Raw genomic sequence first — 26379 nt, 5'->3', positions numbered from 1 at the left:
AGCGGGAGCGAAGGGGTGGAGCTTTGGCGTTATGGGGGAGAAAAATCATGTTCTTGAGACACCAAACCCGTCCTGTCAATGTTGGCGGGCTCATTATTGGGGGAAACAACGAGGTTGCGATTCAAAGCATGTGTACAACCAAAACCGCTGATGTGGAGGCTACTGTAGCTGAAATATTGCGGCTTGAGGAAGCAGGCTGCCAGCTAGTACGCGTAACTGTCAACAATGAAGAGGCGGCTGCCGCAATCAAGGAGATCAAGAAACAGATTCATATCCCACTCGTAGCGGATATTCATTTCAACTATAAGCTAGCGTTGATGGCTATCGAGAACGGCATCGATAAAGTACGGATTAATCCGGGGAACATTGGTCGTCGCGAAAAGGTAGAAGCGGTAGTTAAAGCATGTAAAGAAAAAGGAATTCCGATTCGGATTGGTGTAAACGCTGGTTCTTTGGAGAATCACCTTTTGGAGAAATACGGATATCCAACCCCAGAAGCCATGGTAGAAAGTGCGTTATACCATATTGGGATTCTGGAGGAACTGGATTTCCACGACATTATCGTTTCTCTAAAAGCATCCGATGTGCCAATGGCCATCGAAGCTTACCGTCAGGCTGCGGAAGTTATCCCTTATCCACTGCACTTGGGGATTACAGAATCTGGCACATTGTTTGCTGGTACAGTGAAGAGCTCCGCAGGTATTGGTGCACTGCTCTCTATGGGCATCGGCAGCACACTGCGTATCTCGCTTAGTGCCGATCCGGTTGAAGAGATTAAGGTGGCGCGTGAGCTGCTGAAGACGTTTGGTCTGATCTCTAACGCGGCGACGCTGATCTCTTGTCCGACTTGCGGACGACTGGATATCGATCTTTTCTCCATCGCTAATGAGGTGGAAGAATACATTTCGAAGCTTAAGGTGCCTATTAAAGTTTCCGTCCTTGGCTGTGCTGTTAACGGTCCTGGTGAAGCACGTGAAGCAGATATCGGTATTGCTGGCGCTCGTGGGGAAGGTTTGCTTTTCCGTTACGGCCAAATGATCCGTAAAGTGCCTGAAGCAGAACTCGTGAACGAGCTGAAAAAGGAAATTGATGCGATCGTGGTGGCTTACGAGGCAACGGGCGAAATCCCAGGCCGCGCCCACGCTAACCTTGCACCTCCGGTGCAATCGAAGTAACTTGGTCTGAATGGTATTTATAAGAATTTTCAATCTCATAATATTATAAACACTTCTTAGCATCGTATAGTAATTTTGGGCGACGTTAGGTAAGTAGTGATCTAAGTGGCGAAGAACGTCCTGTGCAGTTCCGGTATATCCGGGGCTCATGGGGCGTTTTTTTTGCGTTTATTTCCATTTTGGAGGAAGGGATGAGTAAACATGAACTATGAACAAGCCCATGAAAAATTTATTGCGCAGCATCTTGCAAGCAGAACGGGCGAACGTCGGGGGAGGCTGGAGAGAGGGCATGGCCACGCCGAGAAATTATTTTTGCAGAATGTCTGGTGGCCGCTTTGTGGTGATTTCAATAATCTTCATCCGGAGTATGAGGTGCTGGATTTACAAAGACGAGCTTATTTTGCTGATTTTGCTTTTTTGCCGGGGCCGATCAAGCTTTTGTTTGAGATCAAAGGGTATGCAGCTCATGTAAGAGACATGGATAGGCTGAAGTATTGTAATGAGCTAAATCGTGAAACTTTTCTGTACGGAATGGGTTATCAAGTAATTTCATTTGCCTATGATGATGTTGAACAGCGCCCTGAGTTATGTGTTACACTGCTGCGTTTGGCGCTAAGCCGCTACCAAATTGTAGATGCACCGCGTGGCAGACTGCTAATCGCTGAGAAGGAAATCATGCGTTTAGTGGTGCGTCAAGCTGGGGTGATACGCCCTAAAGAAGTCGCTGATTATTTCACGCTAGATCCCAAAACAGTACGCATGATGCTAAAGAATCTCTGTGAAAAAGGCTGGCTTACTCCTGTGAAGAGGGGAATCGGCGTCAAAAATGTTGAGTATAAGCTGGCTCGTGATGTTCTTTATTACTGGGATTGATATTTGTAAAGGCTGATGGCTGGTGGCTGATGGAGCAGGTGTAGCAGAAGTGTTTGATGGGGCTGATCATATAGGCGTAACAATGTTGGCCATGGCTTTTGTTGAAGGTGGAAATTTGAAAAGAAGGTATGTGAAGGAGCTTGATGTGAAGTCCGTTATGAAGTAAAACGCAACAATTAGGGAAAAACTCCCTGAAATAAGCCGATTATGGCTCAAAATCAAGCTTTTTAGGGAAAAACTCCCTAATAAAAGGAACATTTCTCCTATTTATGTGTGATTCGTCCAATAATCAGGGAGGATTTCCCTAATTGGCAGCTTTGAGGTCGTGAATCACTGATAAATAGGGAGGATTTCCCTAATTATTTGGCAGGGTACCAATGATACTTAGATTTTTGTACTAAATAGGATGTTTCTACGGGCATAGGAGATACAAAGGGATATGTTCAGCAAACTAAGTTAACTCTGCATCTTAGAGGTAAACTGACGCAACTTCTAAAAGTAGCTCACCATGCCCAGCTGACTTAGCCTCTAGAAGTAACCCACCGTCCCCAGCTAACTCAGCTTCTAGAAGTAGCTCACCATCCCCAGTTAACTCAGCTTTTAGAAGTAACCCAATGCGTCCAACTGACTCAGCTTCTAAAAGTACCTCCTCGAACTCAACAAACTAAACGTCTACAGGAAACTCCCGACGCCCTTACCCTTAGCGGTACGCACAACTAGGTTCCTTACCCCCACGTAGCACCGATCACGATCCTCAGTTACTAAGTATGACGATTCCCCTTAACACCACAGTTACTCAAATTCCCTTTCCACTAATCTCTCCCTCATTTCTCCGCATTCCTTCCTCTCCAACCTCCTCAACAATCTCCTTTTTAAAATTTACCTAAGCTACATTCGTACTCCCCATACTCATTAATGCCCTTATAGTTAATTATCAGAGTCTATCCTACTGCAACAATTCAACAAATCCTCAAATTCGCGTTTACTAATTACCGAAACGGCTATACTACCTAATAGTAGCCAAGGGTGGAAAGGTAGACTGAACGAAACAGGAGGATGACCTATGGAATTAAGTATAGTTGTGATGATCGTGCAGCTCTTTTTCGCGCTGGTTATCGGCGTATACTTTTGGAATCTGCTGCGGGGTCAGAAGACAAATAAGACAGCAGTAGAACGAGAGTCGCGCAAGGAACTGGACAAGTTACGGAAAATGAGGATGATTACATTAACTAAACCATTGTCGGAGAAAACACGTCCGGCTTCTATTGGAGATATTGTCGGGCAAAAAGATGGGCTGCGCGCCCTGAAAGCCGCACTTTGCAGCGCTAATCCGCAGCATGTGATTATTTATGGTCCGCCGGGAGTGGGCAAGACTGCGGCAGCACGTGTTGTCATGGAAGAGGCGAAAAAGAATGTGCTTTCTCCTTTTAAAAGTGACGCCAAATTCACAGAGATTGACGCCACTACCGCTCGTTTTGATGAGCGTGGTATTGCTGACCCGTTGATCGGCTCTGTGCATGATCCTATTTATCAAGGTGCAGGGGCCATGGGTGTGGCGGGTGTGCCACAGCCGAAACCGGGCGCGGTCACTAAGGCGCATGGCGGGATTCTTTTTCTGGATGAGATAGGAGAGCTTCACCCTATTCAGATGAATAAGCTGCTTAAAGTGCTTGAAGACCGGAAGGTCCTGCTAGAGAGCGCTTATTATAATTCGGAGGATAATAATACTCCGGCTTATATTCATGATATTTTTCAAAATGGATTGCCTGCTGATTTCCGGCTAGTTGGCGCTACTACGCGCTCTCCGGATGAGATTTCACCTGCGCTGCGTTCGCGCTGCATGGAGATTTATTTCCGCCCGCTGCTGCCGGATGAGATTGCCGTCATCGCGCGTGACGCGATACAGAAAATTGGGCTTAAACCAAGTCCGGAAGCAGTCACTGTGGTGCAACAGTATGCAACCAACGGCCGGGAGGCAGTTAATATGATTCAGTTGGCTGCCGGATTAGCTTTAACTGAGCAGAGAGATACACTAAATGCTGCTGATGTGGAATGGGTGGCAGGCAGCAGCCAGCTTCCACTGCGTACGGAACGCAAGATTCCTTCCGCACCGCAGATTGGATTAGTCAATGGTCTTGCTGTGTATGGACCGGGGATGGGGACTCTGCTCGAAATCGAAGTTTCCGCAGCGCCTGCTGTGAACGGCCAAGGCAGATTGAACGTGACAGGTGTGGTGGATGAAGAAGAGATCGGTGGAGGCTCCCGCACGATTCGGCGAAAAAGTATGGCAAAGGGCTCAGTTGAGAATGTATTGACCGTACTGCGTACGATGAATCTGGAGCCCGATCGTTATGATCTACATGTGAATTTCCCAGGGGGTACACCGATTGACGGACCTTCTGCTGGAGTTGCGATGGCAGTAGCGATTGTCTCCGCTATTCGTGGACTTCCCGTGGATAACACGGTAGCGATCACAGGTGAGATAGGCATCCATGGTCGGGTTAAGCCAGTGGGCGGTGTAATTGCCAAAGTAGAAGCTGCTTTTCAAGCTGGTGCCACTACAGTGCTTATTCCAAAAGAAAACTGGCAGTCTCTCTTCGCTGACCTCGCGCCATTACGCGTTATTCCAATGGAAACAGTAGAAGAGGTGTTCCGTCATCTGTTCGGTGCCGATACAGCAGATGTAAGGTTGCCTGCAGTTGCTGGAGAGCTGTTCTCCGCTGCACCTTCACTCCTGAAGGCCGATGCGGCTGGTGAATCTGCAAAGGGTTAAACTAAATTGATCCCTAATTCGAAGAATAAGGTGAGATTTGTCGCTGTAAAATAAAGGAGGCTGCAGGCAATTCTGCTGCTTCCTTTTTAAATACTACAAGAAACGTTGTCTCTATTTAAGGAAAAGCAAGTCGGTTCTTCTTGAAATCTAAGGACTCTGTTGGTGTTTTGGGGCTGCTTTTGTTAGAATGAATGCATATGAGATTAATTGAGAGCCATGGGAGGTGCGAAAGCGATGATGACAAATAAAACAAAAGGTCGTCGTTTTCCTTTATTGCCGCTAAGAGGGCTTCTTGTGTACCCAAGCATGGTTCTTCACTTGGATGTGGGCCGTGAGAAGTCAGTTCGGGCGCTAGAGAAAGCTATGGTTGAAGATAATTTGATTCTTCTTTGTTCCCAGTCGGAAGTGAATATTGAAGAGCCAGGTCAGGACGATATTTTTCGGGTCGGTACTGTCGCCAATGTGCGGCAAATGCTGAAGCTTCCAAACGGTACGATACGTGTACTGGTTGAAGGTGTAGAACGGGCCGAAATTATTAATTATATCGATAATGATGAGTACTATGAGGTTATGGCGCGTGAGCTGCCGGAAGATGAAGATAGCGATCAAGAATGTGACGCGCTGATGCGTACAGTACTCAATCAGTTCGAACACTATATTACGTTATCCAAAAAAGTGACCCCAGAGACCCTCGCTGCTGTATCCGATATAGAAGAGCCTGGTCGACTTGCGGATGTCATTACGAGTCATTTATCGCTAAAAATTAAGGATAAGCAAGAAATTCTCGAGACGATTGATGTTAGTAAACGGCTGGAGAAGCTTCTTGATATTCTTAATAATGAGCGTGAAGTGCTGGAGCTTGAACGTAAGATCAATCAACGTGTCAAAAAGCAGATGGAAAAGACGCAGAAGGAATATTATTTGCGTGAGCAAATGAAAGCGATCCAGAAAGAACTCGGCGAGAAGGAAGGCCGGGTAGGAGAAGCGGAAGAGCTGCGGACGCTAATGGAAGAGAAAAATGTTCCAGAACGTGTGAAAGAAAAGATGGAGAAAGAAATCGATCGGCTGGAAAAAATGCCAGTCAGCTCTGCGGAAGGCGGCGTCATTCGCAACTATGTAGATTGGCTGCTTAGTCTCCCTTGGAGTGAACAGACAGAGGATGATCTTGACATCAAAAAGGCCGAGCAGGTACTTGATGAGGATCACTACGGTTTGGAAAAACCAAAGGAACGGGTATTGGAATATTTGGCTGTTCAGCAGCTGGTTAAGAAGCTTAAGGGTCCGATTTTATGTCTTGTAGGTCCTCCGGGGGTGGGGAAAACCTCACTGGCTCGTTCCATCGCCCGTTCGCTCAACCGCAAGTTCGTCCGTATCTCGTTAGGTGGTGTACGTGATGAGGCGGAGATTCGAGGTCATCGCCGGACTTATGTAGGTGCGATGCCGGGCCGGATTATCCAAGGCATGAAGACGGCGGGTACGATTAATCCGGTTATCCTATTGGATGAAATCGATAAGATGGCTGCGGATTTCCGTGGAGATCCATCTTCAGCGCTGCTTGAGGTGTTGGATCCAGAACAAAACAACACGTTTAGTGATCATTTTGTAGAGCTGCCGTTCGACTTGTCGAACGTAATGTTTGTAACAACAGCGAACGTAGTGCATAATATTCCGCGTCCTTTGCTGGATCGAATGGAAATGTTGTTCATTCCGGGATATACGGAACTGGAGAAACTACAAATCGGCAGCCGTTATCTATTGCCTAAGCAGAAGAAAAACCACGGTCTTGCAGAAGATCAACTGATTATCGAAGACGATAGCTTATTACGCATTGTCCGCGAATATACCCGTGAATCCGGTGTGCGTAATTTAGAGCAGCAGATTGCAGCATTATGCCGCAAAGCTGCGAAACAAATCGTGTCTGAGGAAAAAGAGAAAGTGGTCATTCTTCCTGATGACATCAAGGATTATCTTGGGGCTTCTAAATATCGTTACGGTATGGCCGAGCTTGAAGATCAGATCGGTACGGTCACTGGGCTGGCTTGGACTGAGGTTGGCGGCGATACATTGCTGATCGAAGTTACGGTTGTGCAGGGAACAGGTAAACTAACCCTCACCGGACAGCTTGGCGATGTAATGAAGGAGTCGGCACAGGCCGCATTCAGCTATACTCGTTCGAAGGCGGAGGAGCTGGGGCTCCAGCCCGATTTTTATGAGAAGATTGATATTCATATCCATATTCCGGAAGGTGCAATTCCAAAGGATGGTCCGTCAGCAGGGATTACGATTGCAACCGCATTGATCTCCGCACTCACGAAACGTTATGTTTCGAAGGATGTGGCGATGACAGGTGAAATCACCTTGCGGGGACGTGTATTGCCCATTGGTGGATTGAAAGAGAAATCTCTTGCTGCTCACCGAGCTGGATATAAAAAGATCCTTCTTCCCAAAGACAATGAACGGGATTTGAAAGATATTCCTGAGAGCGTACGTAATGATGTTGAGTTCGTACCTGTATCTAATATGGATCAGGTCTTGCATCATGCGTTAGTTGAGCATCATAATGAAATTAGCAGTGAGCCACCGAGTAGTGTGCATTAGAAAGGAAGTCCTATGAAAGTTAATATTGCCGAATTTATTATCAGTGCCGTTGGCCCTGATCAGTACCCTGATGATTCCTTGCCAGAGGTTGCTCTGGCAGGGCGTTCCAATGTGGGGAAGTCTTCCCTCATTAACCGAATGATTAACCGTAAGAATCTGGCTCGGACAAGCTCCACGCCTGGTAAGACACAACACATGAACTATTACCGTATCAATGAAGACAGCATGTATTTTGTTGACTTTCCAGGTTACGGGTATGCCAAGGTTTCCAAGACGCAACGCGCGGTATGGGGTAAAATGGTTGAAAAATACCTCTCTGAGCGCGATACGTTGAAGCTTGTTCTGCTTATTGTGGACCTGCGGCATTCGCCTACCAGCAATGATAAGATGATGTTCGACTGGTTGAAGCATTATGATCTTCCTATGTGTGTTGTAGCGACCAAAGCGGATAAAATTCCGAAGACACGCTGGCAAAAGCATATCAAGACCATGAAGCAGGAGCTGGGCGTGCTGCCAGGGGATAATTTTATTCCATTCTCCTCGGAAATTGGTCTCGGCAAAGACGAGCTTTGGGGCTTAATCGATGGGTATATTCGTCCTTCTGAGAATGAATCTCCGGATTCAGAGGATGCTGAAATGATAGCAAATGAATCTCAGCAAGAGGAGTCAACCGAAGCGTAAGATATGAACTCATTTACAATCAAGCAACCATTCCTGGTGGGAATGGTTGTATTTTTTTGTTGATAAAACTAAAATTTCTATGGAAAAGGACCGATAGATAACATATGATAGATATTCATTGCCACATCTTACCCTTTTTGGATGACGGAGCCTCTGATTGGGAAGCTGCTCTTGCCATGGCGCAAGACGCCCACAGAGAAGGGATTACTTCAGTCATCGCCACGCCACATCATGCCAACGGTCAATATATGAATAACGCCCCCAAGATTAAAGAAGCTGTGGAGCTGATGAATGAAAGACTTCGTCAGGCTGGTAATCCACTGCTTGTTCTTTCAGGTCAAGAGATCCGTATCTACGGTGATCTGCTGAATGATCTGGAGCGGGGGGAACTGCTGAGTCTTGCAGATTCGCGGTATATTTTACTGGAAATGCCTTCTTCACGAGTACCACGTAACATGGAAGAAATCTGCCACGAGCTGATCATTCAAGGGTTCGTTCCGGTCATCGCCCATCCGGAGCGCAATGCTGAAATAGCTGCTGATCCTTCTAAACTAGAGAGATTGATAGAGCTAGGATCACTTGGACAGGTAACCGCACAGAGTCTTGCAGGCGTTTTCGGGAATAAGCTACAGAGATTGTCGCTGGAGCTATGCCGTAGAAATGCAGTACATGTGTTGGCCTCTGATGCACATGACAGTGTTCATCGTCCTTTTGGATTAAACGCTGCTTATGTGGTTATGGAGAAAGAATTAGGCCCTGAGATGCGTGACTATGTTCGCGGCAATGCTCAGCAAATTATGACCAATGGCGAGGTTATTCATGGAAAATACGTACAAACAAGGGGAAACCGACAAAAATTGTTTGGATTTTTTTTCCGAAAGGGCTGACTAATCTACCTAATAGTGGTAGAATGGGTTTTATTGGGTGATTTAATGCTATACGTAATAGCGTAGCATTTGGGCGAATTGTTCTAGGTCTATGGTAGTACAGTATTTTAATACATAAGAAGAGGTGGATATTTAGTGACTTTGAAAAAGAAACTAGTAGTATCAACATTAGCAGCAAGTATGGTAGCAGCATCCGTAGCGGGTCTTCCGTTGGGAAGCCTTGGAGCAGTAGGCACAGCATCTGCGGCTACAGTTAGTAGCAGTACAGCAGTTAAGGATAAGGTTCTTGCTGTTTACAAACAATTATCCGCAACAGATGCAGTTTATCTCTACAATTTGAAGACTGAGGTTGCAGCACTGAGTGAGGCAGAATTCGTAGAAATTTTTGCTCCAATTCTGAAAAATATTACACTGGATGAAGCGGAAACAAAAACATCACTTAAATTGTTCCAAAGTGTTACTAGTGTAGTCTATGATGTGTATGAAAATGACTTCTCCGGAATTCAAGTGATCCGTAACGACGACAAAAACATTGCTTTGCTGAGCAAAATTGCAAATAAAGCGGGTGTGTCTGGACTTACTGTTGATAGTGTTGCTGAATTCTTGAGCAGTATTGAAACAGAACTTCGTGATCTGGTAAGCAGCAAGTCAACTTCAGATTTGTTGGCAATTCTCACATCCGAATCCGGTTACGATACTTTGTTGGATGAAGCTATTGCAAAAGTATTGAGCCATACAACAGGAACAGGAGCACTCACAGTAAGTCAAGCGTTGGACAAGCTTGGAGTTACTGCTAGTGATGTGAAAGAAACACTGAAAAACCTGAACAATAATATTAAATCCGCAAAACCTGCGGCGAAATCACTTGCATTTGCTTATATTAAAGCCTACGGATTAGGCGATAATGGCAACGGTAATGGCAACGGCAACGGTAATGGTAGTAGTGGAAGCGGAAATGGAAGTGTTACAACGCCTGTAGCTCCTGTTCAAACTCCAGGAATCTATGACGTATCTAAGCTCGTAAGCATTGTTGACGGTAAAGCAACCTTGAAATTGGTTGATGCTGATGTAATTAAAGAATTTGATAAGCTGGTTGCAGCGAACCCTGGTAAAACTGGTCTTACTTTGACCCTGAATCTGGGAACAGTAAACGCTACTACAGTTGAAGTTCCACTTTCCCAAGCCATTATTGAAGCTGCAAAAGCTAAAGGTATTGCGAATATCGCCGTTACTTTCAACGGTGTAACTGTAACGATTCCTGTAAGCCAATTCAACACAGCGATTTCTTTGACAGTAACTACAGCTAAACCAGAAGTTGTAACTTCCGTTACCAAGCTGAAATTGGCTTCGGATGTGTATGAATTCACACTTAGTGTGAACGGTGTGGCACAAAGCACATTTAAACAACCAATTACTATCAAATTGCCACTTAAGAATACTGATGGTCTTGATAAAGAATTGCTTTCCGTTGGTAAGCTTGTATACGGCGACCTGCAATTCCAAGGTGGAGTTCTTGATGGAGATTTCATCGTAGAACCACGTGATACATTCTCTTCTTACGCAGTACTTGAGAATAAAGTCTCCTTTAATGATATTGCTGCTGTACAAGCATGGGCTGGTAGACAAATTCAAGTCGTAGCTGCTAAAGGTGCGATTGAAGGAGTCGGAGCAGGTAAATTTGCACCGAAGAACAACGTAACTCGTGCTGAGTTCTCCAAAATGTTGATTCGTGCGCTTAACCTGGAAAACAACTCTGCTGTACAAAGCTTTAGCGATGTAAGTTCAACTGCTTGGTATGCACCATATGTAGCAGTTGCAGCAGAAAAAGGGATTATCACTGGACGCAGTGCGGCCAAATTTGATCCTAATGCAACTATTACACGTGCAGAAATGGCAACAATGATCTCCCGTGCGTTGAAATCTATCAATCCTGATGCAAAAACCGATTCTACTGCAATCAGTAAATTCTCTGATGCTGCTAAGATCAGCGCATCCCTAAGAGATGGCGTAGCGTTTGCAGCAAGCCACAACCTGGTTATCGGAAATGCTGGCAAGTTCAACCCGAACGATACAGCTACCCGTGCTGAAGCAGCAGTAATTATCTACCGTACTATTAACTTCAAGTAAATAAAACTTATAGTATACAGCCTCCTCTCATGTAGGTGAGAGGAGGCGATTTTTTTGCAAATAGGGAAGATTTGAACAGGCATCGAAATATTTCAGAAATAGCTTGGGGGTAATTTCACTTGTCATCACAAGAATTGGATCTTCGCGATTATTTTCAGATCGTCAGGAAGAGACTATGGCTCATTTTCAGCATAGTTGTATTGGTGTGCGGTATTGCTGGTGTATATAGTCTGTATATTAAAAACCCGGTATATGAGGCATCCACGAAGATTATCGTTAACCAAACACCGACGCAGTCAGCGGTGGGGCAGCTTGATTTAAACCAGATTAATACCAATATTCAATTAATTAATACGTATAAGGAAATTATTAAGACTCCGGCCATCCTTGATATTGTTACAAAGGATTATCCGCAATTCAATATTACTGCGGAAGAGCTATTAAAAAAGGTTAATGTGAGTTCCGTAAATAATACGCAGGTGATGACACTTGTCGTTCGAGATAATTCTTATCAGCGGGCTGCTGAAATCGTGAATGCCATTTCACTTGTGTTCAAGGAAGAAATTCCAAGTCTATTTAATGTGGAAAATGTATCGATTCTGAATGAAGCTAAAGTGAATCCAACTGTTGAGCCACGGCCGGTAGAACCGAATGTTTTACTGAACATGGCTATTGCTTTTATCGTCTCTTTGATGATTGGATTAGGGATTGCCTTCCTGCTGGAATATATGGATGACACCCTGAAGACAGAAGCTGATATTGAGAAGTATCTTGGTTTGCCTACCATAGCCATGATTACAAGATTGGGTCAAGATGAAAGCAAGCAAGGTGCCGCACAAACTCAGAAACAATCATCCAGAAAGGCGGGGGACCTCGAACATGTCACAGCTTCCAAATAAACAACGCCATCTGATCACCGTTACGAACCCACGCTCTCCTGTCTCTGAAGCGTTTCGCGCATTGCGCACGAATATTGATTTTTCTTCTGTAGATCAGACTATTCAAGTGATTATGGTCACTTCATCCGGACCGGAAGAAGGTAAATCGACGGTATCTGCTAACCTGGCGGCAGCTTACGCACAAGCAGATAAAAGAGTATTGTTGATTGACGCCGATTTGCGGAAGCCAACGGCACATAAGACTTTTACACTAAGTAACCGTTTTGGTTTATCCTCCCTACTGTCTCAGCAGGCAGTTCTTGAGGACACTGTCCAAGATTCCGGTGTTAATAATCTTTCAATCATGACCTCTGGACCAATCCCGCCCAACCCGGCGGAAATGATGGCATCTAATCGGATGAGCACTCTTTTACAGGATTTGCGTCAGCGGTATGATGTCATTCTTATTGATACTCCACCACTATTAGCGGTTACGGATGCACAAATTGTGGCCTCGAAGAGTGATGGCGTTATTATGGTTGTCAGCTATGGTAAGGTAAAACGCGATATCGCAGTAAAAGCTAAAGCTAATCTAGATCGTGTAGGTGCAAAAATGCTCGGCGTTGTTCTCAATAATGTAAAACGTAAAGCTAGTGAAGGGTACTATTACTACTACTATGGAAATTGATTTATTCATAATTAAAAATGTTATTTTTGGAGGCACTGAAAATGACAGCGAAATCTAGAGTGATTCTTTTATTCTTCATTGATCTTGCGATCATTTGGTTCAGTATTGTGACATCTTATTTGTTTCGGTACCCTAACCATGCTCTTCAGGAATATGTTGTACAGATGCTGCAATTTGGTTTGATTGCAACATTTGCATTTGGTGGAAGCCTGATATACTTCGGTCTTTACCGAAGAATGTGGCAATATGCCAGTATCGGTGAAATTATATCGGTTTCTAAAGCTATTGTAGTAGGGTCTTTATTTTCATTTGCACTGGCGTATCTAATTTTGCCGGATAGAGTACCTCTTGCCATAGAAGTTCGGTCCATGGAGACTATTCTTTTATTAGTAGGTGGAGTTCGATTTGTATGGAGAGTACTTCATAATGACCGAATCAATTACAAAGACACTAAGACCCATACACTAATTGTAGGTGCTGGTGATTGTGGGTTATTAATTGCTCGGGAAATGATGGGACCCTCTTTTGCACATACCAAATTAGTCGGTTTCATTGATGATAATGCGAATAAATACCATATGTATATATTGGGTGTTCCTGTATTAGGTAATCGATATGCTATCCCAGCTATTGTGAAAGAAAGAGAAATTCATGAGATTATTATTGCCATGCCCTCTGTTTCACGTACTGAGATTTCTGAGATTATTAATCTTGCCAAAAAGACTGGAGCTAAGCTGAAGATAATCCCGGCTCTTAACGATCTGATCGCTGGGAAAATATCAGTTAAGAAACTTCGGGATGTTAGTGTAGAAGATTTATTAGGACGTGAACCGAATGTAGCTGATTTGAACAGTATTTTAGGTTATGTACATCATAAGACGGTGTTAGTTACGGGGGCTGGCGGCTCTATTGGTTCGGAGTTATGCCGGCAGATTGCTCCTTTTGGTCCGGACAAGCTATTGTTACTTGGACACGGTGAGAACAGTATTTACACGATTGAAATGGAACTTCGTAAGAGTTTTCCGGAGTTGAACATTGTAACCGTGATAGCAGATGTGCAGGATCGCAGTCGAATGATGGACATATTCAGTGGCCATAGACCGCATGTAGTCTTTCACGCAGCAGCACATAAACACGTTCCTTTAATGGAGCGGAACCCTTCGGAAGCCATTAAAAATAATGTTTTTGGCACCAAAAATGTTGCGGATTGTGCAGATAAATATGGTGCCGAGAGATTTGTAATGATCTCTTCTGATAAAGCGGTTAACCCAACCAGCGTAATGGGTGCCACTAAACGGATTGCTGAAATGTATGTGCAGAGCCTGCACACCACAAGTCAAACGAAGTTTTCTGCTGTGCGTTTTGGAAATGTTCTTGGCAGTCGTGGTAGTGTAATTCCAGCCTTTAAGCAGCAGATCGCTGCCGGAGGTCCAGTCACTGTGACACATCCAGAAATGGTGCGTTATTTCATGACGATTCCGGAAGCAGTACAGCTTGTCATCCAATCTGGTTCTTTCGCCAAAGGCGGAGAAGTATTCATTCTGGATATGGGAGAGCCGGTTAAGATTCTAACGTTGGCGGAAGACTTAATCACGCTCTCTGGATATGAACCCTATAAGGACATTGATATTCATTTCTCCGGTATTCGTGAGGGTGAGAAGTTATATGAAGAGTTGCTTACAGATGAAGAGAATTTAGGCTCTACCGATCATGGAAGAATCTTTATCGGTAAACCTAATGTCATAAGTCTGAACCAGTTAGAACTGGAATTTAAACGTTTGGAACGTGTTCTCGCTGAGGAACCAGAAGTCATCCGCGAAATAATCAATCAGATTGTACCAATGCAGCCCGTTGCCCAAGTTGCTATTAGCTAACTATTCATAAAGGGGGATATAAAGTGTTCAACAAACGATGGAAAAAGATCCTTTTATGGACGCTGTCAGTTATTGTAGTGCTGGGTGTTGGCGGCTTGTTCGCCGCGAATTACGCTGTCGATAAGCTGATGAATTCAATGGTAGATGGTTTTGATCTGGAGTCTGAGGATAATGTTGGTGATGGTCAAGATCAAGGAACAGTGCGAGAAGATACAGTAACAACTGGTAATGCTGATCCTGTAGAATCTGGTACTCCTAGTACTCCACCTGTAGATGATAATGGAAGTAGTAATCAAAGTAACAGTAAAACTGCTGGAGAAACAACAACCTCTACTACTAGTGAACCGACCAAAGCTCCATCATCTGAACAAAAAGATGGTTATACAGCACAGATCTCTACGGATAAAGCTAAACAAATTCAAGAGACTGTAACGATTAAAGATAAAGCAGATGTAGCTTCAATAGTACTTGGTCAACTTAGTGTATCAGATATAAATCATCTTAAAGATTTGGCAAAGGGTGGCTTAACGCCTAAAGAAAAGCGGGAAGCTCGGAGTATTATCCTAGGTAAAGTATCAGAAGAACAATACAATCAACTTATTCAAATTGCAAAGAAGTATGGAATAAGCCAAGGGAAAACGTATGACCAAGTGATCGTACAAGAAAAAGAAAAGGGAAGTGAATAAGTATGTCTAAAGCAATATTCTCAGTCGTAGCTCTATCATTAGTTGCTTCAATTGGGTTAGCACCATTAACAGCATCCGCACCTATATCTGTATCGGCAGCGGCTGCGGTACCGAGTACAACGACTAAGGCTGCAACTAATACGATTAAAGTGCAAAGTATGAACGTGAATTTGATTTTTGACGGCGTGAGTATTCAACCACCCGCAGGTCAGTATGTATTCATGTACAACAATACAACTTATGTTCCATTACGGTTTATGTCATATGCTTTGCAGAAGAGTGTGGCTTGGGATGCTAAAAATGTTAAAGTTACCGTAGCAGAGCCTAGCAGTTCAGAGCTAGTTGTGATTAAAGAATACCTAATGAATGCAAAGAACGGGAATGGTTCTTCAGCAGCAGCGAAGAATATTGTCCTCAATCAAGTTAAGGCGAGTTATGTATTTAACGGTGCAACCAAGGCTTTGCCTACAGGTCAATCTAGCTTTATACTGAATGGTTCCTTATATGTACCCCTACGTTTTTTATCGGAATCTGTAGGTCATAACATTAGCTGGGATCAGAAGACGAAGACCATTACTGCAGCTTCCAAGGCTTATCAGGAACAAGCCACTAATGGATCGACAAACAATGGTAAGAATCCATCTCCAGTAGCGACACCAGTGCCAACGGATTCAACTGGTGCAATAGGTGGGGGTTCTGCGGGAACTGGAAAGGTTTCATATGAAACTATCACCAGTGACACAGAAGCTAAACTTACGGCGCTTAAAAATCAAAGCCAATCTACATTAATGAGTATTGCGTTTGAATATGTTGGAGCAACAGATGAGGCGAGTAAGAAAAGTATTAAAGCTAAAGGGGTACAACAACTAGCCTCATTCACTGCTAGCTTCAATAGTATAGTTGCTGATGCTGAACAAAAACTGAACAGCAATGGGTACAGTACAGAAATTATTAGTCAATATAAAAGTGAATTTGAATCCCAGCTTCAGTTGGGGAAGGATTTGGCTGCGGGAATGGCGGATTAAGGGATGTTAGATTCAGTTTAGATGGCTACACTCAAATCATTATATGTTAATAATCGAAAAACCATTAGGGTGATTTTACTTATCTTTCATAGCTGTTTAGTATATTCGGTTTTAGTTTGATATCCAATTCTTGTTTTAATTGTATAAAGGGAATAGATATAATCAAAAAAAATATAGTGTTATCTTAACTGAAAACAAGCCTGTGAAGGTTTACAAAGTGAGGCAATCAGAATGCATGGAATACAAGTAAGAAATATCGCTTTTTCACCACCAGATATCTCTGAAGTCGAGATTTCAGAGATAATAGAAACTATAAAATCTGGTTGGATCACTACCGGCCCTAGAACGAAGTTGTTTGAGCTTAAAATTGCTGAATATATTGGTGTGAATAAAGCAGTTTGTCTAAATTCTGCAACAGCTGCAATGGAATTAACACTTCGTATTCTAGGTGTTGGTGCCGGGGATGAAGTTATAACCACAGCCTATACCTATACAGCTACTGCTTCTGTGATAAAACATGTAGGGGCAAAAATTGTATTAGTTGATGTTGCTAAAGACTCCTTTGAAATGGATTATTCAAAACTAGCTGACGCAATTAATGAAAAGACTAAAGTTATAATTTCAGTGGATTTAGCAGGGAAAATGTGTGATTATGATGAGCTTTATAAAGTGGTGGAAAGAAAGCGTGATCTTTTTAAGGCTAACAACGACGTGCAGAAAATCTTTAATAGAGTGATTATTATGGCGGATTCAGCACATGGATTTGGTGCTGAATTTAATGGAAGAAAGAGTGGACAGGTTGCAGATTTCACATGCTTTTCTTTTCATGCTGTGAAGAATCTAACAACTGCTGAAGGGGGGGCAGCTGTTTGGCGTAATGATATTGGTTTAAATGATGAATGGTTATACAACCAATATATGCTGTTCAGTTTGCATGGTCAATCTAAAGATGCCCTCTCTAAGGCTCAAAAGGGTTCATGGGAATATGATATTATATATCCTGGATATAAATGCAATATGACGGATATATTAGCTGCAATTGGATTGGTACAATTGAATAGATATGATAGTTTAATGAGCAGAAGAAGAGAAATTATTGAAATGTATGATAGTGCATTAGCTCCTATGAGATTAGAAAGTTATAAGCATTTTGATGAGAGATTTTTATCAAGTGGTCATTTGTATTTAGTGAGAATACCTGGTATCGGAGAACTTGAAAGAAATCAAATTATAACTAAGATGGCAAATGTGGGAATTGCATGTAATGTCCACTACAAACCATTACCTATGTTTACAGCATATAAAGAATTAGGATTTGATATTAAAAATTATCCTAACGCTTATAAACAATATGAAAATGAAATAACATTGCCCCTTCATACTTTATTGAAAAATGAAGAAGTAGAGTACGTAATAGAACGATTGAAAGAAATTCTAAAAATCTAAATGATTGAAAGGAAATAACTATGATTCTTGTTATTGGAGCATCAAGTTTTATTGGAGTATATACAGTTGAAGAACTCCTTAAGCAAAACTGTGAAGTGTTGGTAACTGGGAGAAATGATAAATTCAGAGAATATTATAAGAGTCTTGGTGTTGATTATATTAATCTAGATATATCTAATAAGAAAGATTTTGAAAAGCTTCCTATAAAAGATGTGGAGGGAGTGATTCTTTTAGCGGGATTATTACCAGCAAATGTTCCGGTCAAAATTGAAGAGAATGAAAATGCAGCGGATTATTTTTTTGTAAATACAATTGGTACTATTAATGTGCTCGAATATTGCAGAGTTAATGGTATAAAAAGGGTGATCTCAACAGCATCGTATGCAGATGTATTTAATTCTTGGAGCAAAGACCGACCTCTGACCGAGGACGAACCAAGGGGATTTGAATTTATAGGTGATCATGCAGCGTACGTTATATCAAAGAATGCTGCTTCGGATGTAATGGAATATTACAATCAGCAACATGGAATGAAAAATTCTATATTTAGATTACCACCAGTCTATGGAGTGGGGCCGCATGGATCTTTATATGTAAATGGAACGAGATTGAAATCTGGTTTGCAAATATTTATAGATAAGGCTAGTACTGGAGAAGATTTAACAATATACGGAGATGGAGAGCTCAGTAGAGATGTTGTGTATGTTAAGGATGTAGCACATGCCTTTTATTTAGCAATGAAGAGCGAGAGAACATCTGGCTTATATAATATGACCTCTGGTAAGGCTGTAACTCTAAAGAAACAAGCTGAGGTTATTTCGAAGATATTTGCGAAAAATTCTGAAAAGATATCAAAAATTAAGTATAGAAAGGATGTCACTAATAATACTAGATCTTTTGTGTTCAGTATAGATAAAGCAAGAAGAGACTTTGAATTCGTTCCAAACTATTCCGATTTTGAAAAAATGATGACTGATTATAAGAAAGATATGGATAATAATAAATTTAAAGACTTATTTAATTATTGAGTGGAGGAAGATGAATGTATAAATTCATAAAAAGAATAATCGGATTCTTCTTTTCATTATTACTGTTACCTTTTGTGCTCTTATTAATTATTATCGTTGGTACTGCAATCAAAATTGAAGATAGAGGACCAATATTTTATTTCCCTGATAGAATAGGGAAAAATGGTAAAATATTTAAAATGATTAAGTTTAGATCTATGAAGGTTAATGCACCGGATATTAGACTTGAAGATGGTTCTACATACAATTCTGATAACGACGAAAGAGTCACTAAAATTGGTAAAATAATTCGAAAAACCAGTATTGATGAAATTCCACAAGCGCTCAACATTCTAAAGGGGGATATGGCTTTTATCGGTCCTCGACCAGATTCAGCTATGTGGTTAAATAATTATACAGAAGAAGAAAGAACTATATTAAGCGTAAGACCGGGTATAACAGGATATAACCAAGCTATCAATAGAAACGCCGTAGGTACTAAGGAAAAACTTCTGAATGACATAATATATGTGGAAAAAATGTCATTTTTGTTTGATCTGAAAATATTTTGCATGACAGTAAAGAGCGTTTTGCTTTCAAAAAATATATATAGAGAAGATTTAAGTATTAAAAAGGATGTAGTGAATATTGAATAAGAGTAAAGATTAGCCATAAGCAAAAATCAGTTGATGTGAGGACTCTATGAAAAAAATAATGGTACTTGGAGCTAGTTTATTACAGTTACCAGCTATTTTGAAAGCCAAAGAAATGGGCTTGCAAGTTGTAGCAGTAGATATGGATAAGAATGCTATCGGATTTAATAGTGCTGATATTTGTCTTGAGATTAGTACTCTAGATATTCCTAAAGTAGTTGAATATGCCAAACTATACAACGTGGATGGGATAATTACTATTGCTAGTGATATGCCAATGAGGACTGTTGCAGCAGTAGCTAAAGAACTAAATATTGTTGGAGTTTCGGAGGAAACAGCTCTGAAGGCAACTAATAAAGCTGTAATGAGGGAGTGTTTGGAAGAACACAGCGTCCCAATACCTACTTTTTATAAAGTAGGTACTTTTAAAGAATATATAAAAGTTGTTCAACAGTTTAAAGATCGATATATTGTGAAACCTGCAGATAATTCTGGCAGCAGAGGTGTCTTTTTGATTAACAATATTGAAAATTATGAAATGATTGAACATGCTTTTAATTACAGTAAACAACATTCGAGAAGCGGGGAAATTATAGTTGAAGAATACTTGGAAGGGCCAGAGGTTAGCGTAGAAACAATAAGTATAGATGGAAATATACATATTATTGCAATTACAGATAAGTTGACAACCGGTTCGCCAAGATTTGTAGAAATGGGCCACTCGCAACCTTCTTGTTTATCTAATGATGTTAAAAAGAAAATTAGAATGGTTGCAACTTCTGCAATAAAAGCTATAGGTATCAATAATGGACCATCTCATACTGAAATAATAGTTACAAGTGAGGGACCTAAAATTGTAGAGGTTGGTGCAAGGCTAGGTGGAGATAATATTACTACACATTTAGTTCCATTATCCACTGGAGTAGATATGGTAAAGTGTTGCATAGAGATCGCATTAGGTCAAAAACCGAATGTGGAAACTAAGTATGAGATGAGTTCTGCAATTAGATACTTCGAAACTTCGGAAGGTGTAATTAAAAATATTAGAAACGTTGAAAATGCAGAAAAACTTAAGGGAGTAAAGCAAATTAGCTTTATAAAGAAAACTGGAGATACTATTGAAGCTATAAACAGCAGTTCAGACAGAATAGGTTTTGTTATCGCCCAATCATCAACCGTTGCGAATGCAGTGCAAACTTGTGAATGTGCAATCGATATGATTCAGGTTGATTTAGTCGAATATTAATACAGCAAGGAGACAAAATTTTGAATATATGGATTATTGGTGTTGGAGAACCATTACCAATTGATGGTGAGAGTACTCGATTGAGAAGAGTTGGGAACTTAGCAAACTTTATATCAAATACTGAGAATGAAGTACATTGGTTCTCTGTTTCCTTTGATCATTATAAAAAAATTCAACGAGTAAGTCAGGATGAAGACATCTTGTTGAAAAAAAACTATCATCTTCACGTATCATTCGTTAATGGATACAAAAAAAATGTTTCAGTAAAAAGGATTATTCACCACCAAGAGGCAGCAAAAGGAATAAGAAAACTAATGTCTTCTGAAAAAAAACCAGATGTGATATTGGCAGGGAATACTCCGATTGAAGTTATCAAGATGGTTGCGAAATATGGAAAACAAGAGCAAGTGCCAGTTGTTGTTGATATGCGTGATTTGTGGCCAGAAATATTTGTAGAAGTAGTACCAAAAGGAATGAAAAAGTTAATTTTACCATACGTAGCATTATGTAGACGCTCTTTACGTAATACACTGAAAAATGCCTACTCAATCATTGGCTTATCAGAAGTTTTTTTACAGTACGGTTTGAATTTATCAGGTCGTGAAAGAAAATTACTAGATAGAGTGATACCAATAGGATACCCAAACTTTGAATATTCATCAGATGAAGCTAACTTCGAAGAAAAATGGGGAACCTATAAACTATCAAAAGATGATTTTATTGTAGCATTTACAGGGAATTTTGGACGTCAGTTTGATTTCGATAGTGTACTTGAAGCAGCAATGCTCTTAAAAAAAGAGAAGAATATTAAGTTTGTATTATGTGGTACGGGAGAAAATATGGATCTGATTATGCAAAGATCCCCTGATAATATAGTTTTTCCTGGTTGGATTGAAAAGGATATGATTACATCACTATTAAGTTTCTCTAGTGTGGGAATTGCACCATATGTAGATAGTATAAATTATAAAACTAATACTCCTAATAAATTTGGTGAGTATCTATCGGCGAGTTTGCCTATATTGGTAAGCGTGACGGGATCTATGGAAGATCTTCTATCTGAATTTCAATGTGGATTTCATTACAAAGATGGGAAAGACTTAAGTAAGAAAATTCTAAAGTACTATAACAATAGAAATATGCATGAGGAAAATAAGAGAAATGCACGATTTTTATATGAGGAGAAGTTTAATGGGGATAAGGTAACCAAACAGCTATTTGATTATTTATCTCTGGTATCTGATACATATAAACAAAATAACCATTAGTAAATAATACTGTAATAAAGAAAGGTAATTAACATGACACTATATACCCAAATTGTAAATAGAAAAGAAAAAATATCTTTGATAGGACTGGGATATGTTGGAATGCCTATTGCTGTAGCATTCGCAAAGAAAGTTGACGTTATCGGTTTTGATTTAAATGAACAGAAAATTAACCTTTATAAACAGGGTATAGATCCGACTAATGAAGTGGGTAATTATGCCATAAAACACTCAACTATAGAATTTACAACGAATGAAGCTAAATTAAAGGAAGCAAAATTTCATATTGTTGCTGTTCCTACTCCTGTCAATCAAGATAAAACACCAGATCTATCTCCAGTTGTAGGTGCTAGTATTATTCTGGGGAAAAATTTGGCTAAAGGATCTATTATTGTTTATGAATCCACTGTATATCCAGGGGTAACAGAAGATATATGCGTACCTATTCTTGAAAGAGAATCAGGATTAAAATGCGGGGTTGACTTTAAAGTAGGCTATTCTCCTGAACGAATTAATCCTGGTGATAAAGTACATAGACTTGAAAATATAAAAAAAATCGTTTCAGCTATGGATGCTGAAAGTTTAGAAGAAATATCTAAAATATATGAACTAGTAATTTCTGTAGGTGTACATAGAGCACCGTCAATTAAGGTAGCAGAGGCTGCGAAAGTAGTGGAGAATTCTCAACGCGATATTAATATAGCTTTTATGAATGAGTTAGCAATGGTGTTTGATCGTATGGAAATTGATACTAATGAAGTTATTAGTGCAATGAACACAAAATGGAATGCATTAGGTTTTTATCCAGGATTAGTAGGAGGTCACTGTATAGGGGTAGATCCATATTATTTTTTGTATGAGGCAGAAAAATTAGGTTATCATAGTCAAATTATACTCTCGGGTAGAAAAATTAATGATGGAATGGGTGAATTTGTAGCTGATGCTATTATAAAAAAACTCATTCTCTCTAACAAAGTAGTCAAGAAGGCTAAGGTGATTATACTTGGTATAACATTTAAAGAAAACTGTCCCGATACTAGAAACTCAAAAGTAAGTGACATAATTAATAGATTGAGAGAATACGGTATTGAACCGATTGTTGTGGACCCTTATGCAGACCCTGTTAGTGCACAGGAAGAGTATGGTGTCAACTTAATTAATATTGATACTGTTGTAGATGCGGATTGTCTTGTATTTGCGGTAGCGCATGATGAGTTTAAATCGTTGAATTTGGATCAAATAGATCGCATGTTCCGTCAAATCGACAATAACGAGAAGGTAATCATTGATGTGAAGAGTATTTTAGAGAAAGAAGAAATTGAAAAAAAAGGATATAGTTTTTGGAGATTATAGATTATAGTCATATTTTAGAAATATATTAATCACTATTTATATAACAGTTAGTGGTTATTGAAAAATTATTAATTGTGGATACCGAATGAGAGTTTATATTAAATGTAAGAAAATGAGGTGATAATCGATGGGCTTTCTTAAGAAAGCAATTTTTAGAATCTATAGAATTATTATAGGGAAAAAGGGGGTTTATGCAAAAAAAATAGGAAAAAAAAATAAATTTACAAAAGGTGTTTTTATAGAAGAAGGTGCTCTGCTAGGAAAGCATAATTATTTTGGTCCTTATTCGATGGTCAATAATGCAATAATCGGTAATTATTGTTCAATAGGTCCTGCTGTTAAAATAGGACAAGGAGTTCATAGTGTATCTTATATCACGACATACCAAAAAATCAGCTCTGCGTTAATTGGACATTCTTTAAACACAAATCCAACGATAATAGGAAATGATGTTTGGTGTGGCGCAAATGTGGTTGTTTTGCAAGGAATTAAAGTTGGTAATGGCGCTGTTATTGGTGCAAATGCTGTAGTTACTCACGATGTTCCTGATTATGGAATTGCAGTAGGAGTTCCAGCTAAAGTAATCAAATATCGCTTTGAGGCTCAACTGATTGAGGCCATTAATGAAAGTCGGTGGTATGAGTATGATATAGAAGAGGCGAAAACTGTAATTAAATCTTTAGAAAAAACAATTAATCTTAATAAAGGAATGAATGTAATATGAGGATATTATTTTTATCTGGGGCCAACAGTATTCATACGGTGCGATGGGTAAATAGCCTTGTAGATAATGGTCATGAGGTTCATTTAGTTTATAACTCTGATCATATATCTGGAGCAAATATTATAGACCAAAGAGTAATCCAACATAAGCTTAGATATAAAGGCTCTTTAGGTTATTATATTAATTCTATTCAATTAATGAGAATATTTAAGAATATCTGTCCTGATGTGGTTAACGCACACTATGCTAGCGGTTACGGGACGTTATCACGAATTACAAAAATAAAGCCGTTGATCTTATCAGTTTGGGGAAGTGATGTATACGACTTTCCTTATCAAAGCAAAATAAAAATGAAAATTATCAGAAAGAATTTATTATATGCGAATAAAATCGCCTCTACTAGTTTTTGTATGGGGGAGCAAGTGAGAAAACTGCTGAATACGGAATCAGTAAATATTGAAGTGACTCCATTCGGAGTAGACTTAGAAAAATTCTCGCGAAAAAGCAAGGAAAAAGATGATGAAAAGTTAAATATAGGGATAATAAAAACTTTAAATTCTAAATATGGAATATCATTTCTAATTCATGCAATGAAAATACTAATAGATAATCTGGAAATCGAAGGTCGTAAAGATCTTTTAAATAAAATAAGCTTGTATATATACGGTGACGGTAGCCAAAAACAAGAACTGATTGATTTAGTTGTTAATTATAATTTGGAAAATGTCATATTTTTTAAAGGTACAATATCGAATTCTGATGTTCCTAAAGCATTGGAAGAATTCGATATATTTTGTGTGACCAGCATCCTTGATAGTGAAAGCTTCGGTGTAGCAGTAGTAGAGGCAATGGCAATGGAACTTCCAGTTGTAGCTACAGATGTAGATGGATTCAAAGAAGTAGTTGAAGATGGAGTTACCGGTATCATTGTTGAAAGAATGAAACCTGATGTTATAGCGGAAGCCTTAATGAAATTAATTCTTGATAAAAATCTCAGAAAAGAAATGGGCAAAAAAGGAAGGGAAAGAGTTTTGAAACTGTATGATTGGAAGGAAAATGTTTCTATTATGGAACAATTATATTCTAACACTATAATTTAGATTATTTTTAATAAAAGATGAAGTGTAGGTGTTTTTATGGAGTTTATTTTTACTTTTGTTATAAGTACTCTGATATATTTTGAATACAAATTATATAAAACTTTCCTTAATCCTTTTATAATAATATCTGGAATCTATTTATTAATGATTCCTTTTAATAATTTTTTTGGCGTGAGATTATTAGATTTTTATAAGGTGGATAGCGATTCCATTGTGTATATATTATATTTTTTAATAATAATTTTCCTTATAAGTATATTTTTTCGCTTATTCAAGAAAAAGGATGCAAATAGTTATACATACAATATTCAGAATTATGAACACAATATAACTAAAACATATTCAAAATTTATTTTGTTGTTATTCTGTATTGGAGTTCTCGCGAAATATATATCACTTTTTCAATCCATAAATATGTATGGTATTGAAAATATTAAAGGGAAATCTTTTGGTATTTTTGCACACATAGGAAGTTTATCCACAATATTATTACCGTACATTTTAATATTGTATTTAGATAACAAAAAAAAAGCGCACTACTTAATATTAATAATATTAGTTTTTTTTAATCTGTTTTTGTTTGGAGGGAAATACAATATTTTTATTTCTTTTATACATATGATAATTTTCTATGGCATCATTAGAAATATAAATATCAGAAAAACTCTAAAATATGTATTATTAACAGTGTTTGTTGGTGTTTTGGTATTCATTGGAATTTATGCCGTTAAACCACTTATTACCTTGGGGTATTTTGATAAAAATCTTTTTATTGTGTCCTTAGAGTTTTCAGTAAAACATTTCTTTTCATATCTGTTTGGACCACTAATATCCACAAATTATTTTTTTCATAATAATATTGATTCAATTCAGGGAATTTCAATTATGTTTACTGTTCCTATAAATATTGTAAAGGCTATTTTTTCAACAGGTGATTACATTTATCCTGCATACACATTTCCGGTTCCTATCTCTGATATTTTGAATACTAATGTTGGTGGATTATTTGCTGAAAGTGTATATAATTCTGGCTTTTTAGTAGCTACTATTTATATAACAGTATTTTTTTCAATAGTTTATTACTTTTATAATAATGCTATGAGTGCTGGGGGAAATATAGCTTTAGTTGCTTATATGTTATCAGTTATTTCCATGATGTTTTTTGGTAATTTCTTAACTTTATCTGGTATTGTATTGAATTTTATTTATTTATACGTGATTGAAATTATTTTGAAGAAGAAAATAGTTTTCTAAGATGGTTCGTTTGTATTTGATATTGTTATTGTTAACATAAATATCTATAAAATATAAGTTAAT

22 protein-coding genes are annotated in these 26379 nt (G+C 39.3%); all 22 read left to right on the top strand.

The window, feature by feature from the left end:
- Positions 1–47 precede the first annotated feature (47 nt).
- The 22 genes from ispG to MHI32_RS24565 all read left to right on the top strand — a co-directional run bounded on the left by ispG (position 48) and on the right by MHI32_RS24565 (position 26316).
- Positions 48–1175 carry a flavodoxin-dependent (E)-4-hydroxy-3-methylbut-2-enyl-diphosphate synthase gene (gene ispG / locus MHI32_RS24670; protein WP_339188256.1) on the top strand — a complete coding sequence of 376 codons (1128 nt, stop codon included), beginning with the start codon at positions 48–50 and terminating at the stop codon, positions 1173–1175.
- Positions 1176–1376: 201 nt separating this feature from the next.
- Entirely contained in the window at positions 1377–2048 is a 672-nt protein-coding gene (locus tag MHI32_RS24665; RefSeq protein WP_339188253.1) for a BlaI/MecI/CopY family transcriptional regulator, read from the top strand.
- Between the two features lie 22 nt (positions 2049–2070).
- A complete protein-coding gene (locus MHI32_RS24660) occupies positions 2071–2214 on the top strand; it encodes a hypothetical protein (protein WP_340011142.1) in 144 nt (47 codons plus the stop codon).
- 897 nt (positions 2215–3111) lie between these two features.
- Entirely contained in the window at positions 3112–4821 is a 1710-nt protein-coding gene (gene lonB / locus MHI32_RS24655; RefSeq protein ID WP_038573063.1) for an ATP-dependent protease LonB, read from the top strand.
- A 234-nt stretch (positions 4822–5055) separates the two neighbouring features.
- Entirely contained in the window at positions 5056–7419 is a 2364-nt protein-coding gene (lon, locus tag MHI32_RS24650; RefSeq protein ID WP_076129428.1) for an endopeptidase La, read from the top strand.
- A gap of 12 nt (positions 7420–7431) precedes the next feature.
- On the top strand, positions 7432–8100 hold the full coding sequence (gene yihA, locus MHI32_RS24645) for a ribosome biogenesis GTP-binding protein YihA/YsxC (RefSeq protein ID WP_036685063.1): 669 nt from the start codon (positions 7432–7434) through the stop codon (positions 8098–8100).
- A 104-nt stretch (positions 8101–8204) separates the two neighbouring features.
- Entirely contained in the window at positions 8205–8987 is a 783-nt protein-coding gene (locus tag MHI32_RS24640; RefSeq protein ID WP_340011139.1) for a CpsB/CapC family capsule biosynthesis tyrosine phosphatase, read from the top strand.
- 141 nt (positions 8988–9128) lie between these two features.
- Positions 9129–11114, top strand: a complete 1986-nt coding sequence (locus MHI32_RS24635; protein ID WP_340011137.1) for an S-layer homology domain-containing protein — start codon at positions 9129–9131, stop codon at positions 11112–11114.
- Positions 11115–11233: 119 nt separating this feature from the next.
- The gene (locus MHI32_RS24630; protein WP_036685072.1) at positions 11234–12013 is read left to right on the top strand and encodes a Wzz/FepE/Etk N-terminal domain-containing protein; all 780 of its coding nucleotides are present in this window, start codon (positions 11234–11236) and stop codon (positions 12011–12013) included.
- The gene (locus MHI32_RS24625) at positions 11994–12680 is read left to right on the top strand and encodes a CpsD/CapB family tyrosine-protein kinase (protein WP_036685074.1); all 687 of its coding nucleotides are present in this window, start codon (positions 11994–11996) and stop codon (positions 12678–12680) included. The genes MHI32_RS24630 and MHI32_RS24625 overlap by 20 nt, the downstream gene beginning before the upstream one ends.
- 41 nt (positions 12681–12721) lie before the next feature.
- A complete protein-coding gene (locus MHI32_RS24620) occupies positions 12722–14554 on the top strand; it encodes a nucleoside-diphosphate sugar epimerase/dehydratase (RefSeq protein ID WP_339188248.1) in 1833 nt (610 codons plus the stop codon).
- 23 nt (positions 14555–14577) lie between these two features.
- On the top strand, positions 14578–15240 hold the full coding sequence (locus MHI32_RS24615; RefSeq protein ID WP_076179312.1) for a hypothetical protein: 663 nt from the start codon (positions 14578–14580) through the stop codon (positions 15238–15240).
- Between the two features lie 2 nt (positions 15241–15242).
- Positions 15243–16265: a copper amine oxidase N-terminal domain-containing protein gene (locus MHI32_RS24610; protein ID WP_076179311.1), complete on the top strand. Its 1023-nt coding sequence runs from the start codon at positions 15243–15245 to the stop codon at positions 16263–16265.
- Between the two features lie 231 nt (positions 16266–16496).
- Positions 16497–17711, top strand: coding sequence for a DegT/DnrJ/EryC1/StrS aminotransferase family protein (locus MHI32_RS24605; protein WP_339188245.1), 1215 nt, complete (start codon positions 16497–16499; stop codon positions 17709–17711).
- A gap of 20 nt (positions 17712–17731) precedes the next feature.
- Positions 17732–18739, top strand: a complete 1008-nt coding sequence (locus tag MHI32_RS24600) for an NAD(P)-dependent oxidoreductase (RefSeq protein WP_076179309.1) — start codon at positions 17732–17734, stop codon at positions 18737–18739.
- A gap of 14 nt (positions 18740–18753) precedes the next feature.
- Positions 18754–19374 carry a sugar transferase gene (locus MHI32_RS24595; RefSeq protein ID WP_076179308.1) on the top strand — a complete coding sequence of 207 codons (621 nt, stop codon included), beginning with the start codon at positions 18754–18756 and terminating at the stop codon, positions 19372–19374.
- A gap of 46 nt (positions 19375–19420) precedes the next feature.
- On the top strand, positions 19421–20617 hold the full coding sequence (locus MHI32_RS24590; protein ID WP_179087397.1) for an ATP-grasp domain-containing protein: 1197 nt from the start codon (positions 19421–19423) through the stop codon (positions 20615–20617).
- A gap of 20 nt (positions 20618–20637) precedes the next feature.
- Positions 20638–21885: a glycosyltransferase family 4 protein gene (locus MHI32_RS24585; protein WP_076179307.1), complete on the top strand. Its 1248-nt coding sequence runs from the start codon at positions 20638–20640 to the stop codon at positions 21883–21885.
- A 33-nt stretch (positions 21886–21918) separates the two neighbouring features.
- Complete coding sequence (locus MHI32_RS24580; RefSeq protein WP_076179306.1) at positions 21919–23238, top strand: nucleotide sugar dehydrogenase; 1320 nt, start codon at positions 21919–21921, stop codon at positions 23236–23238.
- Between the two features lie 127 nt (positions 23239–23365).
- On the top strand, positions 23366–23962 hold the full coding sequence (locus MHI32_RS24575; RefSeq protein WP_076179305.1) for a CatB-related O-acetyltransferase: 597 nt from the start codon (positions 23366–23368) through the stop codon (positions 23960–23962).
- The gene (locus MHI32_RS24570; protein ID WP_076179304.1) at positions 23959–25062 is read left to right on the top strand and encodes a glycosyltransferase; all 1104 of its coding nucleotides are present in this window, start codon (positions 23959–23961) and stop codon (positions 25060–25062) included. The genes MHI32_RS24575 and MHI32_RS24570 overlap by 4 nt, the downstream gene beginning before the upstream one ends.
- Before the next feature lie 36 nt (positions 25063–25098).
- Positions 25099–26316 (top strand): O-antigen polymerase, encoded by a 1218-nt coding sequence (locus MHI32_RS24565; protein ID WP_339188241.1) that lies wholly within the window; start codon positions 25099–25101, stop codon positions 26314–26316.
- Positions 26317–26379 lie beyond the last annotated feature (63 nt).

The organism is Paenibacillus sp. FSL H7-0690 (genome assembly GCF_037980415.1).
GTDB lineage: Bacteria > Bacillota > Bacilli > Paenibacillales > Paenibacillaceae > Paenibacillus_AQ > Paenibacillus_AQ odorifer.
The sequence above is the reverse complement of the archived record's forward strand: the minus strand, read 5'-3'. Positions and strand labels throughout refer to the sequence as shown.